Genomic DNA, 14,535 nt, shown 5'->3' with positions numbered 1-14,535 from the left:
ACGGGGTGTAGCTCAAGGCGCAGGCCGGCAAGCCGGGCGGCGGTCTTATCGATGCCCAGCCGTCGCGGAATACGATGATCGCCGCACATGCACCGATTGGGCTTGTTGGGCTTATTACTCTGGTTCGCGCAGCTTGTAGCCGCGCTGCGCCTTGCTGACATCGTCCGGCACGAGACCGGGCACGTGCGCGCCGAGTTCGTCGGCCAGCGCCTGTAAGGCCGCCTCGTCGCCGCTTTTCAGTTCCAGCTCGACTTCGAGAATCGGCGAGCGGCGCGTTTCTCCATTCACCTCGGCAATCACGTCGCCCTGATCGATTGCGGCTTCGACCGTGGCGCCGTTGTGCGCCACCTGCCACAGCGTGCGGGTGAAATCGGTGCGGAACAATTCGATCAGGTCCGGCGCGGCCCCGCGCAGCGCGGCGGCCACGGTCGGTTCGTCGCAGGCTTGCAGCAGCGCGTCGATCTCCAGCGCCTCGCCGGCCACCGGCATTTCCCACTCGTGCCGGCTGTGCATACCGGAGCTTGCGTTACCGGCGGTCTTGAAGGTTTGCAGCCAGCCATCCGGTGTGTGCCGCAGACGCAGCGCGCTTTTCGAGCGCGCCAGCGTCAGCGACGGCGTGTCGAAGTAGATATTGGCGAGCGCGATGGGGTGTCCCGCCGTGCCGGTGCGCGCGACGAACCAGCGTGTCGCCGCGCCGATCTGCTCGGCCGGCAGCGCCAGCTTGATTTCACGTTCCATACCCATGGCGGTCGCCTTTCCAGTTAGCCCGAAGCGTTAAGCTCAGAAAAACATCCGCGCAAGTTCTGCGCCCGGTTCCTCGGCGCGCATGAAGGCCTCGCCGACGAGGAAGGTATGCACGTCCATCTCGCGCAGACGGTCCACGTCCGCGCGCGCGAGGATGCCGGACTCGGTCACGACGATGCGGTCTTCCGGGATCATCTCAAGCATACCGATGGTCGTCTCGATCGACGTTTCGAAGGTGCGCAGATTACGGTTGTTGATGCCCATGAGCGGCGTCTTCAGCGTGAGCGCTTCCGTCAACTCGTCCTTGTTGTGCACTTCGACCAGCACCGCGAGCCCCAGCGAATGCGCGAATGCTTCGAGGTCCTGCATTTGCGCGGTTTCGAGTGCGGCGGCGATCAGCAGGATCGCGTCGGCGCCCATCGCGCGGGCTTCGACGATCTGATACGGGTCGATGATGAAGTCTTTGCGCAGCACCGGCAGGTCGCAGGCGGCGCGCGCTTCTTCCAGATAGGCGGCGCTGCCCTGGAAAAACTGCACGTCGGTCAGCACGGACAGACACGCCGCGCCGTGCTTCGCGTAGGACCGGGCGATTTCAGCCGGTACGAAACGCTCGCGCAGCACGCCTTTGGACGGGCTCGCTTTCTTCACTTCCGCGATCACCGCGGCATGACCGGCGGCATGTTTTGCGCGCAAGGCGCCGACAAAATCGCGCCTGTCGCGCGCCGAGGCTTCGAGGCGCAGTTCTTCGAGCGGCGCGCTCAGTTCGGCGGCCCGAATCTCCTGGCGCTTGACGTCGATGATGCGTTCCAGAATGTCGCTCATAGCTTTCTCGATACAGAATTTAGTGCTTGAATTGGCGCGTAAAGCGAACCAGATCGTCGACCTTCGCCCGCGCCTTGCCACTCGCGATGGCTTCGCGCGCCAGCGCGATGCCGTCGGCAATCGACGCGGCCACATTCGCAGCATAGAGCGCCGTGCCGGCATTCAGTGTGACAATCTCGCGCGCGACGCCAGGCTTGTTGTCGAGCGCTTCGAGCAGCATCAGTTTGGACTCGGCGGCGTCGGCCACTTTCAGCGAGCGGTTCGACACCATCTGCATGCCGAAATCCTCGGGATGAATTTCGTACTCGAAAATTTCGCCGTCGCGCAATTCGCCGACCTGCGTCGCCGCGCCGAGCGAGACTTCGTCCATGCCGTCCATGCCGTAGACCACCAGCACGTGCTTCGCGCCCAGACGCTGCATCACGCGCACCTGGATGCCGACCAGGTCCGCGTGGAACACGCCCATCAACTGATTCGGCGCGCCGGCCGGATTGGTGAGCGGGCCGAGAATGTTGAAGAGCGTGCGCACGCCGAGTTCGCGGCGCACCGGCGCGATGTTTTTCATTGCCGGATGATGGTTCGGCGCGAACATGAAACCCATGCCGGTTTCGGCAATCGAGGCTGCCACCTGGTCGGGCTGCAGTTCGATATTCACGCCCAGTGCTTCGAGCACGTCCGCGCTGCCCGACTTGCTCGACACGCTGCGCCCGCCGTGCTTCGCGACTTTCGCGCCGGCTGCGGCCGTGACGAACATCGTCGCGGTGGAGATGTTGAAGGTGTGCGCGCCGTCGCCGCCGGTCCCGACGATATCGACAAAGTTCGAATTGTCCGGCACGTCGACATGCCGGGCAAACTCGCGCATCACCGTGGCGGCCGCGGTGATTTCGCCGATGGTCTCTTTTTTGACGCGCAGCCCCGTAATGATCGCGGCCGCCATCACCGGCGACAGTTCGCCGCGCATGATGAGGCGCATCAGATGCAGCATCTCGTCGTGGAAAATTTCGCGGTGCTCGATCGTGCGCTGCAACGCTTCCTGAGGGGTAATCGTCATGATGTCGCCTCGGGTGATCAAGTGTTGCGCGCGGCCGGCGCGGCCTTCGACTGCTTAACGAAGTTTTCGAGCAGGGCGTGGCCGTGTTCGGACAGGATGGCTTCCGGGTGGAACTGCACGCCTTCGACGGCCAGTTCCTTGTGGCGCACGCCCATGATCTCGCCGTCGTCGGTCCACGCGGATACTTCCAGGCAATCGGGCAGCGATTCGCGTTCGATAGCGAGCGAGTGATAGCGCGTCACCACGAAGTGCTTCGGCAGGTCGGAAAACACACCTTTGCAGTCGGTTTCGATCGTGCTGACCTTGCCGTGCATGATGGTCTGCGCGCGCACCACGCGGCCGCCGAAGGCTTCGCCGATCGCCTGATGGCCGAGGCACACGCCGAGAATCGGCGTTTTGCCGGCGAATTCGCGCAGCACGTCGAGCGTGATGCCCGCGTGTTGCGGATTGCTCGGCCCCGGCGAGAGGCAAATGCGCGCGGGATTGAGCTTCGCGATTTCGTCGAGCGTGATTTCGTCGTTGCGATAGGTCCGGACGTCTTCGCCGAGTTCGCCGAAGTACTGGACCAGGTTGTAGGTGAATGAGTCGTAGTTGTCGATCATCAGCAGCATGGTCTGTCTCCGGTCAGAAGTCGCTATCGAGGCCGTCTTGCACCTGCTCGGCGGCGCGCAGCACGGCGCGCGCCTTGTTCTCGGTCTCTTGCCATTCGGATTCGGGCACCGAATCCGCGACGACACCCGCTGCCGCCTGCACATACAGATTGCCGTTGCTGATCACGCCGGTGCGGATCGTGATGGCCAGATCCATCTCACCGGTGAACGACAGGTAGCCGACCGCGCCGCCGTACAGGCCGCGCTTGACGGGCTCCAGTTCGTCGATCAGTTCCATGGCGCGGACCTTCGGCGCGCCGGACAGCGTGCCGGCCGGGAAGGTGGCGCGCAGCACGTCGAAATTGGTGGTGCCGGGTTTCAGCTTGCCTTCGACCGAACTCACGATGTGCTGCACGTGCGAGTACTTCTCGATCACCATCTTGTCGGTGACGACCACCGAGCCGATCTGCGCGATACGGCCCACGTCGTTGCGCGCGAGGTCGATCAGCATGACGTGCTCGGCGATTTCCTTCGGGTCGTTCAGCAGTTCGGTGGCGAGTTCGGCATCACGCTCAGGCGTGTTGCCGCGCGGACGCGTGCCGGCGAGCGGGCGGATCGTGACGATGCGATCTTCGCCGCGCTTTTCCTGACGCACCAGAATTTCCGGCGACGCGCCGACCACGTGGAAATCGCCGAAGTTGTAGTAGTACATGTACGGCGACGGGTTCAGCGAACGCAGCGCGCGGTACAGGGAAAGCGGATTGTCGCGATACGGTTTGGTCAGGCGCTGGCCGACCTGTACCTGCATCAGCTCGCCGGCGGCGATGTATTCCTTCGCCTTGCGCACGGCGGCGAGGTAGTCGTCTTTGGCGAATTCGCGGTAGGTCTCGGTACGCACGCTCGCCGATGTCACCGGCGGCTGCACGGTCGTGCGGAGCCGCTGGCGCAGATCGCGCAAACGCTGTTTGGCGCGCGTGTAGGCTTCGGGCGTGGTCGGATCGGCGTAGACCACGAGATACAGCTTGCCGGCGAGGTTGTCGATCACCGCGACTTCTTCGGTCAGCAGCAACTGGATGTCGGGCAGGTTGAGATCGTCCGGCGGCGCGGTATTGGCGAGTTTTTTCTCGATGTAGCGCACCGCGTCGTAGCCGAAATAGCCCGCCAGACCGCCCGCGAAACGCGGCAGTCCCGGCCGTTGCGCCACCTTGAAGCGGCCCTGGAACTGCTGGATGAATTCGAGCGGATCGCCTTCGTGCGTTTCGACGACCTTGCCGTCCCGCACCACTTCCGATACGCCGTTGCGCGTGCGCAGCAGCGTGCGCGCCGGCAGGCCGATAAACGAGTAGCGCCCGAACCGTTCGCCGCCCACCACCGATTCCAGCAGGAACGAGTTGGCGCCGTTGCGCTCGGGCTGCGCTAGCTTGAGATACAGCGAGAGAGGCGTTTCGAGGTCGGCGAGCGCTTCGGCGATCAGCGGAATGCGGTTGTAGCCCTCGTTGGCGAGGGACTGGAATTCGAGTTCGGTCATGTTCCGATCCTGTTCATAGGTCCGCGCGTAGCGTGCGTCGGACAAAGCGGGGCGATGCGCTGTCTACGTGGCCGGGTGGGCGAAGCCTGGTCCGCTCAAATCGTGTCAGGACGATCAGGACAAGGTTAGGCCAACCGGCGCGAGCTTTCCCGCGAGGCGCACAAGATATGGGCAGGCCACGGTACGCGCTGTACACGACGGCCGCACAAACCGGTGCGACGAGAACTGCAGGGAAAGGCGCGTGAGCGCAGCGAAGCAAAAAACGGTGCCGAAGACGAGGCTTCAGCGTACCTCAGGAGAGGTTAGCGCGACCAGCGACGCCAGGGCCAGGCTCCCCGGTCGATGCTGCTCAGACTCCGTTTTTTGTTCAGAAACATGAGGATGAAGGACTTGTTAAGTCGATGTAGGGTGAACTGCGTTGTGTGCCGCGACGGCCTTGGCCGCATCCAGCAGCGAGGCAACTATACCATCGGATTTTATTGTTTGTATAGCTTGGCCATGGTTGTAGCCATACGGGACGGTCAGTGTCGCCATGCCCGCCGCGCGACCGGCGAGGGCGTCGTTTTCCGAGTCGCCGATCGCCACAGTGGCCGCGGGCGCGAGCTGGAGCTGGGCGCAGGCGGTCAGCATGGGCAGCGGGTCGGGCTTCTTTTTCGCCAGACTGTCACCGCCGATCACGAGGCTGAAGTAGCCGGCAAGGCCGTATTGCTGCAGCAATTCCACGGCGAAGCGGTGCGGCTTGTTGGTGACGCACGCGAGCTTGAGGCCGGCGTCGCGCATGGCGGCCAAGCCGGCTTCGACGTCCGGATAAAGACGCGTATGACGTCCGTTGATGCGCGCGTACTCTTCCTGGTAGATGGCGAGCGCCTCGTCGAAACGGTCCTGCGCCTGGGTTGCCTCGAAGCGCGGCGCGAGCACGCTGCGGATCAGGTGCTCGGAGCCCTTGCCGACATAACCCACCACTTCCTCGCGCGATGTTTGCGCCGCATCGAGTTGAGCGAGCATGCCGTTCAGGCCGGCCGTGAAGTCGTCGGCGGTGTCGACCATCGTGCCGTCGAGGTCGATGATGGCCCCAAGGATGCGCGGACCGCTGAACGCCGGCGCGGCAAACGGCGGCGGCGTGGCGCCCGTTGTCATGCCTGTTGCCCGACCTTTGCCAGTTCGGCGCGCATTTCGGCGATGATGGTCTTGTAGTCGTGGTGGCCGAAGATGGCCGAGCCGGCCACGAAAGTATCGGCGCCCGCGGCGGCGATTTCGGCGATGTTCTCGATCTTCACGCCGCCGTCCACTTCGAGATGGATCTCCCGGCCGGTCTTTTCGTTATAGGCGTCGATGCGCTTGCGGGCTTCGCGCAGCTTGACGAGCGCCTCGGGGATGAACGACTGGCCGCCGAACCCCGGATTCACCGACATGATCAGCACCAGATCGACCTTGTCCATCACGTAGTCGAGATAGCTCAGCGACGTGGCCGGATTGAACACGAGACCGGCCTTGCAGCCGTGGTCGCGGATCAGCGACAGCGTGCGGTCGATGTGGTCCGAGCCTTCCGGGTGAAAACTGATCACATTGGCGCCCGCCTTGGCGAAGTCGGGCACGATGCGGTCGACGGGGCGCACCATCAGATGCACGTCGATCGGCACGTCGACGTGCGGGCGCAGCGCCTCGCACACCACCGGGCCGATGGTCAGGTTCGGCACATAATGGTTGTCCATCACGTCGAAGTGGATCCAGTCGGCGCCGGCGGCGACGACATTGCGGACTTCTTCACCGAGCCGCGAGAAATCGGCGGACAGAATGCTGGGGGAAATGCGGAATTGCGTCATGGCGGGGGCGGGCGGTAGGCGGAAAACATTATTTTACCGTCTTACGCGCCTTGAGGCCTTGCCGGATGGGATTGTCCGGTTGCGGGCCTGGCGTGCATGGGCCAGAATGCGGAACCATAGCGAAATCATTGCGGAGCCTTGACCGGCGTGCCTGCCGGCATAATTGCCGGCTTCCGCGCAAACTCTTACGACATCGTTTCACCAGACCGGAATCAGGATGAGCCAGTACGAATTCAGCGTAGCGTCGCAGGTGCAGTACCTGCCCGACGAGTCGGACCCGGAGCGCCGTCAGTATGCGTTCGCCTACACGCTGACCATCCGCAACAGCGGTCAGGTGCCGGCTCAACTGATTGCGCGCCATTGGGTGATCACCGATAGCGACAAGCACGAGCAGGAAGTGAAGGGGCTCGGCGTGGTCGGACATCAGCCGCTGCTCAAACCGGGCGAGCAATTCGAATATACGAGCTGGGCGGTGATCGCGACGCCTGTCGGCACCATGCGCGGGGAATATTTCTGCGTGGCCGAGGACGGCGAGCGGTTCGAGGCGCCGGTGCCGGAGTTTGTTCTGCGCATGCCGCGCACGCTGCATTGAACTGGTAGCGTCACCGGCGGTCCTTGAATTGCCGCAGTGAAGATGAGCACCGGGTATTCGTCGAACAGATCAAACATGGCGGTTTCCATTCAGAACGAAAATTGTATGCGGTTGGCCGGCAAGCTCGCCGGCTGGCTGGGGGTGCTCGCCGTGGCGGTGTTGCTGGCTTCGTGCGGCGGGGGCGCAGCCGTGCGGCCTTCCGCGCCGCCGACCGGCGCGGCGTTCGTGCCGGGCCAGATTGCTGCGGCGCGGTTGACGCCGGTTGCATGGCAGCAGGTACCGGGCTGGCAGGACGATTCGCTGATCGGCGCGACCGCCGCGCTGCGGCAAAACTGCTTGCGGCTTGCCCGTCAACCGAACTGGCAGCGCGCCTGCGCGGCGGCCGAGCAGATCGACGATCTGGACCTGAACAGTGCGCGCGCCTTCTTCGAAGCCTATTTCACGCCGTACCAGTTCTCGAATACCGACGGCACGCTCGACGGCCTCGTGACCGGCTATTACGAGCCGTTGCTGCGTGGTTCGCGCACCCGCCACGGTATCTATCAGACGGCGCTGTATCGTTGGCCGGCCGCGTATCGGCCTGGCGGCGATTTGCCGAGCCGGGCGCAGCTCGAACGCTCAGGCGCGCTCAATGGCAACGAACTCGTTTGGGTCGATGATCCGATTGAGGCTTTTTTCCTGCAGGTGCAAGGCTCGGGGCGCGTCGTGATGGAGGACGGCAGCGTCATGCGGCTCGGGTTTGGCGGTACCAATAATCAGCCGTACAGGTCGATTGGCCGATGGTTGCTGGATCACGGGGAACTGACGCCCGCTCAGGCGACGATGCAGGGGATCAAGGCGTGGGCCCGGGCTAATCCGACCCGCGTCGATGCGTTGCTGGACACCAATCCGCGCTTTGTGTTTTTCCGCGAGATGCCGTCCGCGGAGAGTGCTCCGGGCGGTGGCGCTGATGGCCCGATTGGGGCGTTGGGTGTGCCGCTGACGCCGGAGCGTTCGATCGCGGTCGATCCGTCCTCGATTCCGCTGGGCACGCCGGTGTTCCTGCAGACGACGCGTCCGCTCACCAATTCGCCAATGAACCGGCTGGTGTTTGCCCAGGATACGGGCTCGGCGATCAAGGGCGGCGTGCGGGCCGACTATTTTTGGGGACTCGGCGACGACGCGGGCGATCTCGCCGGCAAGATGAAGCAGGCCGGGAGGATGTGGCTGTTGTTGCCGAATTCTTGATGTCTTTTCTGTCTTGATGCGGATGCGGATGCGGATGTGGGCGGGCGGCGAGGATGGGTGGATTTGTGGCCGAGTGACGCGCGGCGGCGCCTGAGTTGCTTGAATTGCCTGTGCGTATCGCGTGGGGCCAATTCAGTCAGGTCAACTTAAACCGCCGCCGGCATTTTCAGGCACTCATCTTCCGTTTGTCGATTACGCGCCTCGCCTTTCCCACCGAGCGCTCGATACCGTTCACCGCCAATACGTTCACCACGGCGCTGACGCCAATCAATGCCTTGATGTCGTAACTCAGCGCCTGTTTTGCTGCGCTTAGCGCGGCAGTATCGGGCGCCGTTTCGGGACACGGCTCGACGCTGAGCGTCAGCACATCCAGCGGACCTTCTTTCGTCAAAATGATCTGATAGTGCGGTGCGAGCACAGGTTGCTTCAGCAGCAGTTCCTCGATCTGTGTCGGAAAAACGTTCACGCCGCGTACGATCATCATGTCGTCCGAGCGGCCGGTGATCTTCTCCATCCGCCGCATCGTGCGCGCCGTGCCAGGCAGCAGACGCGTAAGATCGCGCGTTCGGTAGCGGATGATGGGTAGCGCTTCCTTTGTCAGCGACGTGAATACGAGCTCGCCCAACTCGCCGTCCGGCAGCACTTCGCCGGTTTCCGGATCGACTATCTCCGGATAAAAATGATCTTCCCAGATGGTCGGCCCGTCTTTGGTTTCTGCGCATTCCGAGGCCACGCCAGGCCCCATTACCTCCGACAGCCCGTAAATATCGACAGCATCGATGCCCATGCGTTTTTCGATGGCGTGGCGCATGTCATTGGTCCACGGCTCCGCACCGAAGATGCCGATGCGCAACGACGATTGGGCCGGATCGAGACCCTGCCGTTCGAGTTCGTCGGCGATCGACAGCATGTAGCTGGGTGTCACCATGATGATGTCGGGCCGGAAATCCTGGATGAGCTGGACCTGCTTTTCGGTTTGGCCGCCACCGAACGGGATCACGGTGAGCCCGGCGCGTTCCGCGCCGTAGTGTGCGCCCAGGCCGCCGGTGAAAAGGCCATAGCCGTAGCTGACATGCACCTTGTCGCCGCGCCGTGCGCCAGCGGCGCGGATCGAGCGGGCCACCACGTTGGCCCACGTATCGATATCACGTGCGGTGTAGCCGACGACCGTTGGCTTGCCGGTAGTGCCTGACGATGCGTGGATTCGCGACACCTGTTCCTGCGGGACGGCGAACATGCCGAACGGGTAGTTGTCGCGCAGATCTTTCTTGGACGTGAACGGGAAGCGGGACAGGTCGGCGAGCGTTTTCACCTCACCCGGATGGACGCCGGCCTCATCGAACTTGCGCCGATAGACCGGCGAATTTTCGTAGGCGTGCGTGAGCGACCATTTCAGCCGTTCAAGCTGGAGAGCGGCGAGTTCGTCGCGGCTCGCCGTTTCGATCGGCTCGAGCGGGAGCTTGGTATTCATCGGGTGTCTCCTTGCTTCTTCACAATGAATTGCGGTGCACGCGGCGAGGTGAGCCGCGCTGGGCGGCGCGCCGCCGCGGGTTCAGCTTTCAGCCGGAATAACCCTGCCTTTGATTTGCGCCGATTTGCCGCGAAACATGGCCACGGTTTCGCCTGCCCGATTGGTTACGCGAATGTCATAGATGCCGGTGCGTCCGCTCAGGATTTGCTCGACAGCCTCGGCCGTCAATTCGTCGCCGCCTTGTACCGGACGCAGGAATTCGATCGAACAACCGGCTGCGACTGTGCTGAGGTTGTAGCTGTTGCAGGCGAACGCGAAGGTGGAATCGGCAAGCGTGAAGATCAAGCCGCCGTGGCAGATCTGATGGCCGTTCAGAAAGTCGGCACGCACGGCCATTCGCATGCGCGCGTAGCCGGGCCGCACTTCCAGCAATTCGAGCCCTAGCGCGCGGCTGCAGGCGTCGGCCTTGTACATGGCGTCGGCAGTGGCGCGGGCCAGTTCGTCCGGCGACAGCGCGGCGAAGCGGTGGTCTGATGGCGTCGACATATCAGCGGCCCTCGAAACGCGGTGCGCGCTTTTCGATGAAGGCTTGCACGCCTTCCGCGTAGTCGTGCGATGCGCCCAGCACACGTTGCAGATCGCGTTCGAGGTCTAGCTGCTGATCGAGCGTTTGGGTGGCGCCTGCGCGCATGGCCTGCTTGATCGCGGCGATTGCGCGGGTGGGCTGCTGGGCGAGCTGGGTTGCGAGTTTGGTCGCTGTGGCGGCGAGGTCTGCGTCGTCGACGACCTGCCAGATGAGGCCCCAGCTCTCGGCCTTTTCCGCGCTGAGCTTGTCGCCGGTGAGGGCGAGGCCGAGCGCGCGGGCCATGCCGACGCGCTGCGGCAAGAACCACGTGCCGCCGGAATCCGGCACGAGGCCGATCTTCACGAATGCCTGGATGAAACTGGCGGAACGCGCGGCGAGCACCAGGTCGCAGGCGAGCGCCAGATTGGCGCCCGCACCTGCCGCCGTGCCGTTCACCGCGGCGATCACGGGCAGAGGCAATGCCTGGAGCCGACGGATCAGCGGGTTGAAGTGCTCGTCGATCAATGCCCCGAGGTCTGTCATGGCGCCGGGCGTGAAGTCCAGATCCGCCAAATCCTGGCCCGCGCAAAAACCGCGGCCTGCGCCAATCAGTATTAGTGCTCGCGCGTCGGCGGCGACAACTTCGTCGAGCGCGGCACCGAGCTCGCGATGCATGGCCCGCGTGAAGCTGTTGAGCTTGTCGGGGCGGTTCAGCGTCAAGGTGGCGACGCGGTTCGCAGTGTCGAACTCGAGGCGGATCGCTTCATATGACATCGTTTGTCTCCTCCTGACTTCCTGACTATCTAGTAGCGCTTGGCAAGCGCCGTTCGCGCAGGGTTCCTGCCGACTGTGGACCGGCTGGAATGCCGATCTCGTGCCTCATCTTAGTTATGAAGGGCCGTGCGCGCTATTCGGCCGAATGGCCTAGGACGCATCTACGCTTTTCGGCCTATGTCTTTCAGCCGACTGTTGCCGGCGCCGCTTTCGGTTCAACATGAACGCGACTTTGAATGACGCGGAAACGGTTCGCTACGAAGGCGGCATCGGCAAGCGCGGCGTTGGCTGCCGGATTCGCGCCGGTGCCGTGGAAGTCGGAGAACGCGGCCGACTGGTTGACGAACACGCCACCGGTCAGATTGATGGACAGCGCAACTCCGCCGTGAATCGAGGCTTCGTGGGCGGCTTCGATTACGGCTTCATCTGTGCTGTACACGGAGAACGTCAGCGCGCCGTGTTCCGCCGCGAGCTTGCCGGCAAGCTCGAGCGACTGTGCGGTCGAATCCGTAGCGATGAGGAATGAGATCGGACCGAACCATTCCTTGGCGAATTTTGCCGAGTCGGTGGCGGCGTCAAGTTGCAGGACGAGCGGCGTGCGGACGCGCGCGCCAGCAAAAGCCGGATGTTCGAGCGATTGGCTTTCGACCCGCACACGGCCCAGTTTGCGGGCTTCCTCGATCCGCTGCACGACGCCTTCGTTCTGGATCGCGCCGAGCAGTTCGACGGCGCGTGCGGGATCGGCGACCAGCTTTTGTACGGCGTCGCCGATTGCCTGTGCCACCGCATCGAAGCTGAGCACGCCATCAGCGGTACGAATGCCGTCGCGCGGTATATAGATGTTCTGTGGGGCAGTGCACATCTGGCCGGAATAGAGCGCGAGCGAGAAAGCAATGTTCCGTGCCACGGCCTTGAGGTCGTCTGCCGAGTCGATCACGATCTGGTTGACGCCGGTTTTCTCCGTGTACACCTGTGCCTGGTGTGCATGACGTTCGAGCCAGGTGCCGTTTTGCGTGCTGCCGGTGAAGTCGATCAGCTTGATCTCGGAACGTAGCGCGAGATCCTGTACGAGGGCGCCGTCGTTCGGATTGGTGGCGAGCAGGGTGACGACGTTCGGATCGAAACCGGCTTCCCGCAAAACGTCACGGGCGATGCGTACAGTAATGGCCAGAGGCAGGATAGCGCCGGGGTGGGGCTTGACGATGACCGTGTTGCCGGTTGCCAGATCGGCGAAGAGGCCGGGGTAGCCGTTCCACGTGGGGAAGGTGCAGCAACCGAGTACCAGGCCGGTGCCGCGCGGTACGACCGTGTAGCGCTTGTGCATCGCGAGGGGCGGGTTTTTGCCTTGCGGCTTTTCCCAGTGCGCGTTAGCTGGGATGCGGCGCAGCTGATCCCAAGCGTATACGACGGCTTCCAGCGCGCGGTCCTGAGCGTGGGGGCCGCCAGCCTGGAATGCCATCATGAATGCCTGGCCGGTGGTGTGCATGACGCTATAACCGATCTCGAAGCTCGCGCGGTTCACGCGCGCCAGAATTTCGAGGCTCACGCCGACCCATGCCTGCGGGCCGGCGGCACGCCAGCTTTTTTGCGCGGCGGCGGCCGCGGCAAGCAGTGCATCCGGGTTGGCTTTGGGATAACGAATGCCAAGCTCGAAGCCAAACGGCGAAATCTCGGTACCGACGGTTTCTCCGGTGGCCGGTTGGTCGAGTTCAAAGGTCCGGTTCAGGTGCGCTTTGAAGGCGGCCTCGCCTTCGGCATTTGCTGTTTCCCCGTACACTTTGGGGCTGGGCATTTCGACGAACGGACTCCAGTAGCCGCGCGTTTCGATGGCGGCAAGCGCCTTTTGCAACGTGTCTTCGTGTTTGGAAAATAGCGGATGCGTCATGGCGGAAATGGAACCTGGGAGTTGGGAGAAACCTTGTCGAATAATTGACCGACCGGTTGGTTTGTCAATGTTAGCATTATTAAGACGGCGGCGCGAAGCGTTTTCGCGCGACTTACTCTTCACACAAAAGGAGGCTGCATGGCTTACGAAAATATTCTGGTCGAGACCCGCGGACGGGTCGGTCTTGTCACGCTGAATCGTCCGAAAGCGCTGAATGCGTTGAACGATGCCCTTATGGATGAGTTGGGCGCAGCCTTGAAGGCATTCGACGCCGACGACGCAATTGGGGCGATCGTGATCACCGGCAGCGAAAAGGCTTTCGCCGCCGGCGCCGACATCGGCATGATGGCGACCTATACCTATATGGATGTCTACAAGGGCGACTACATCACCCGAAACTGGGAGACCGTGCGCTCGATCCGCAAGCCGATCATTGCCGCGGTCGCAGGCTTTGCGCTTGGCGGCGGATGCGAACTGGCGATGATGTGCGACATCATCCTGGCCGCAGATACGGCGAAGTTCGGTCAACCGGAAATCAAGCTCGGCGTCATGCCGGGTGCTGGCGGCACGCAACGGTTGCCGCGCGCGGTATCGAAAGCCAAGGCCATGGATCTTTGCCTGACGGCGCGCTTTATGGATGCAGCTGAAGCCGAGCGAGCCGGATTGGTCTCGCGAGTGGTTCCCGCATCATCGTTGATCGAGGAGGCCGTGACCGCGGCGGCAACGATCGCGGAGTTTCCATTGCCGGCCGTCATGATGGTGAAGGAGTCCGTGAATCGCGCATACGAAACGACGCTCGCAGAGGGCGTTCACTTCGAACGCAGGCTGTTCCATTCGCTATTTGCGACGGAGGATCAGAAGGAAGGGATGGCTGCCTTTGTGGAGAAGCGCAAACCGGTGTTCAAGCATCGGTAATAGGCTCGTCAAAATAACGCTTGCGCGCCCCGGTCGGGCTCGCTAGAATCTCGTTCTTTCGCGTTCCGGATGACGGGGCGCGGGGAACGGGAGAGCCAGCAGTGGCAAGGCTTTCGGCGGGGTGGGCAGGCTCAGGCAGTGATAAAAAACCTGTTGACGACGTAGCGAAAGTTCTTCATAATCTCGTTTCTCTGCTGCTGATGCAGCGACGCAGAACGAAGCGGTGCCGGGTGGTGAGGTTGGTAACCCGGTGCGGTTTTGGTGGTGAATGCGGACTCGATCTTTAAAAATTAACAGCCGATAAGTGTGGGCGCTTGATGCGCGACGCGGCGGTGGGCTCTTCGGGGCCTGTCGCATAAGCGAAAGTATCAAGTCTCACACAGTAATGAAAGGAAGGTTTTTCCGTCGAGAGATGGAAGGATCATTCGTCAGTACGTTGAGTGAGCGACCTATTCGGAAGAATAGAAAACAGTAACAGGAATTGAACTGAAGAGTTTGATCCTGGCTCAGATTGAACGCTGGCGGCATGCCTTACACATGCAAGTCGA

At 62.8% G+C, this 14,535-nt stretch carries 13 protein-coding genes, 1 rRNA gene and 1 pseudogene; 4 read left to right on the top strand and 11 right to left on the bottom strand.

Translation table 11 applies throughout. From position 1 onward, the window contains the following. Positions 1-114: 114 nt before the first annotated feature. From FQ755_RS03285 to rpe, 7 genes are all read right to left on the bottom strand, one after another. Positions 115-744, bottom strand: coding sequence for a CYTH domain-containing protein (locus FQ755_RS03285; RefSeq protein WP_144150960.1), 630 nt, complete (start codon positions 742-744; stop codon positions 115-117). A gap of 36 nt (positions 745-780) precedes the next feature. After that, a complete protein-coding gene (gene trpC, locus FQ755_RS03280) occupies positions 781-1,566 on the bottom strand; it encodes an indole-3-glycerol phosphate synthase TrpC (protein WP_144150958.1) in 786 nt (261 codons plus the stop codon). A 19-nt stretch (positions 1,567-1,585) separates the two neighbouring features. Continuing rightward, on the bottom strand, positions 1,586-2,617 hold the full coding sequence (gene trpD, locus FQ755_RS03275; protein ID WP_144150956.1) for an anthranilate phosphoribosyltransferase: 1,032 nt from the start codon (positions 2,615-2,617) through the stop codon (positions 1,586-1,588). Positions 2,618-2,634: 17 nt separating this feature from the next. After that, a complete protein-coding gene (locus FQ755_RS03270) occupies positions 2,635-3,228 on the bottom strand; it encodes an aminodeoxychorismate/anthranilate synthase component II (RefSeq protein ID WP_144150954.1) in 594 nt (197 codons plus the stop codon). Between the two features lie 13 nt (positions 3,229-3,241). Next, entirely contained in the window at positions 3,242-4,735 is a 1,494-nt protein-coding gene (gene trpE / locus FQ755_RS03265) for an anthranilate synthase component I (protein ID WP_144150952.1), read from the bottom strand. Between the two features lie 393 nt (positions 4,736-5,128). Further along, on the bottom strand, positions 5,129-5,872 hold the full coding sequence (locus FQ755_RS03260; RefSeq protein ID WP_144150950.1) for a phosphoglycolate phosphatase: 744 nt from the start codon (positions 5,870-5,872) through the stop codon (positions 5,129-5,131). Beyond that, on the bottom strand, positions 5,869-6,558 hold the full coding sequence (gene rpe, locus FQ755_RS03255; protein WP_144150948.1) for a ribulose-phosphate 3-epimerase: 690 nt from the start codon (positions 6,556-6,558) through the stop codon (positions 5,869-5,871). The genes FQ755_RS03260 and rpe overlap by 4 nt, the downstream gene beginning before the upstream one ends. Before the next feature lie 217 nt (positions 6,559-6,775). Here rpe and apaG point away from each other — a divergent pair, with 217 nt between their 5' ends. Both apaG and FQ755_RS03245 read left to right on the top strand, forming a co-directional pair. Beyond that, complete coding sequence (gene apaG, locus FQ755_RS03250) at positions 6,776-7,150, top strand: Co2+/Mg2+ efflux protein ApaG (RefSeq protein ID WP_144150946.1); 375 nt, start codon at positions 6,776-6,778, stop codon at positions 7,148-7,150. 75 nt (positions 7,151-7,225) lie between these two features. Continuing rightward, positions 7,226-8,377: a murein transglycosylase A gene (locus FQ755_RS03245; protein WP_144150944.1), complete on the top strand. Its 1,152-nt coding sequence runs from the start codon at positions 7,226-7,228 to the stop codon at positions 8,375-8,377. A 166-nt stretch (positions 8,378-8,543) separates the two neighbouring features. Here the strand turns inward: FQ755_RS03245 and paaK are convergent. From paaK to paaN, 4 genes and pseudogenes are all read right to left on the bottom strand, one after another. Next, positions 8,544-9,905: pseudogene (gene paaK / locus FQ755_RS03240) on the bottom strand (phenylacetate--CoA ligase PaaK); the annotation flags it as partial. A gap of 24 nt (positions 9,906-9,929) precedes the next feature. Continuing rightward, positions 9,930-10,394 (bottom strand): hydroxyphenylacetyl-CoA thioesterase PaaI, encoded by a 465-nt coding sequence (gene paaI / locus FQ755_RS03235; protein WP_144150940.1) that lies wholly within the window; start codon positions 10,392-10,394, stop codon positions 9,930-9,932. A 1-nt stretch (position 10,395) separates the two neighbouring features. After that, positions 10,396-11,187, bottom strand: coding sequence for a 2-(1,2-epoxy-1,2-dihydrophenyl)acetyl-CoA isomerase PaaG (gene paaG / locus FQ755_RS03230; protein ID WP_144150938.1), 792 nt, complete (start codon positions 11,185-11,187; stop codon positions 10,396-10,398). Positions 11,188-11,371: 184 nt separating this feature from the next. Further along, entirely contained in the window at positions 11,372-13,072 is a 1,701-nt protein-coding gene (gene paaN, locus FQ755_RS03225; protein ID WP_144150936.1) for a phenylacetic acid degradation protein PaaN, read from the bottom strand. Between the two features lie 138 nt (positions 13,073-13,210). Here paaN and FQ755_RS03220 point away from each other — a divergent pair, with 138 nt between their 5' ends. Both FQ755_RS03220 and FQ755_RS03215 read left to right on the top strand, forming a co-directional pair. Continuing rightward, positions 13,211-13,987 carry an enoyl-CoA hydratase gene (locus FQ755_RS03220; RefSeq protein ID WP_144150934.1) on the top strand — a complete coding sequence of 259 codons (777 nt, stop codon included), beginning with the start codon at positions 13,211-13,213 and terminating at the stop codon, positions 13,985-13,987. A 483-nt stretch (positions 13,988-14,470) separates the two neighbouring features. Beyond that, a 16S ribosomal RNA gene (locus tag FQ755_RS03215) occupies positions 14,471-14,535 on the top strand; the annotation flags it as partial.

Source organism: Paraburkholderia sp. BCC1885 (assembly GCF_900996235.1).
Lineage (GTDB): Bacteria > Pseudomonadota > Gammaproteobacteria > Burkholderiales > Burkholderiaceae > Paraburkholderia.
This window is presented reverse-complemented; position numbering and strand designations above follow the sequence as displayed.

Bases quoted from the DNA above. Each gene is read 5' to 3' on its own strand.
- FQ755_RS03270 (WP_144150954.1), bottom strand. From the start codon at position 3,228: ATGCTGCTGATGATCGACAACTACGACTCATTCACCTACAACCTGGTC.
- trpD (WP_144150956.1), bottom strand. From the start codon at position 2,617: ATGACGATTACCCCTCAGGAAGCGTTGCAGCGCACGATCGAGCACCGC.
- FQ755_RS03260 (WP_144150950.1), bottom strand. From the start codon at position 5,872: ATGACAACGGGCGCCACGCCGCCGCCGTTTGCCGCGCCGGCGTTCAGC.
- paaI (WP_144150940.1), bottom strand. From the start codon at position 10,394: ATGTCGACGCCATCAGACCACCGCTTCGCCGCGCTGTCGCCGGACGAA.
- FQ755_RS03245 (WP_144150944.1), top strand. From the start codon at position 7,226: ATGGCGGTTTCCATTCAGAACGAAAATTGTATGCGGTTGGCCGGCAAG.
- FQ755_RS03220 (WP_144150934.1), top strand. From the start codon at position 13,211: ATGGCTTACGAAAATATTCTGGTCGAGACCCGCGGACGGGTCGGTCTT.
- paaG (WP_144150938.1), bottom strand. From the start codon at position 11,187: ATGTCATATGAAGCGATCCGCCTCGAGTTCGACACTGCGAACCGCGTC.
- rpe (WP_144150948.1), bottom strand. From the start codon at position 6,558: ATGACGCAATTCCGCATTTCCCCCAGCATTCTGTCCGCCGATTTCTCG.
- paaN (WP_144150936.1), bottom strand. From the start codon at position 13,072: ATGACGCATCCGCTATTTTCCAAACACGAAGACACGTTGCAAAAGGCG.
- trpE (WP_144150952.1), bottom strand. From the start codon at position 4,735: ATGACCGAACTCGAATTCCAGTCCCTCGCCAACGAGGGCTACAACCGC.
- FQ755_RS03285 (WP_144150960.1), bottom strand. From the start codon at position 744: ATGGGTATGGAACGTGAAATCAAGCTGGCGCTGCCGGCCGAGCAGATC.
- trpC (WP_144150958.1), bottom strand. From the start codon at position 1,566: ATGAGCGACATTCTGGAACGCATCATCGACGTCAAGCGCCAGGAGATT.
- apaG (WP_144150946.1), top strand. From the start codon at position 6,776: ATGAGCCAGTACGAATTCAGCGTAGCGTCGCAGGTGCAGTACCTGCCC.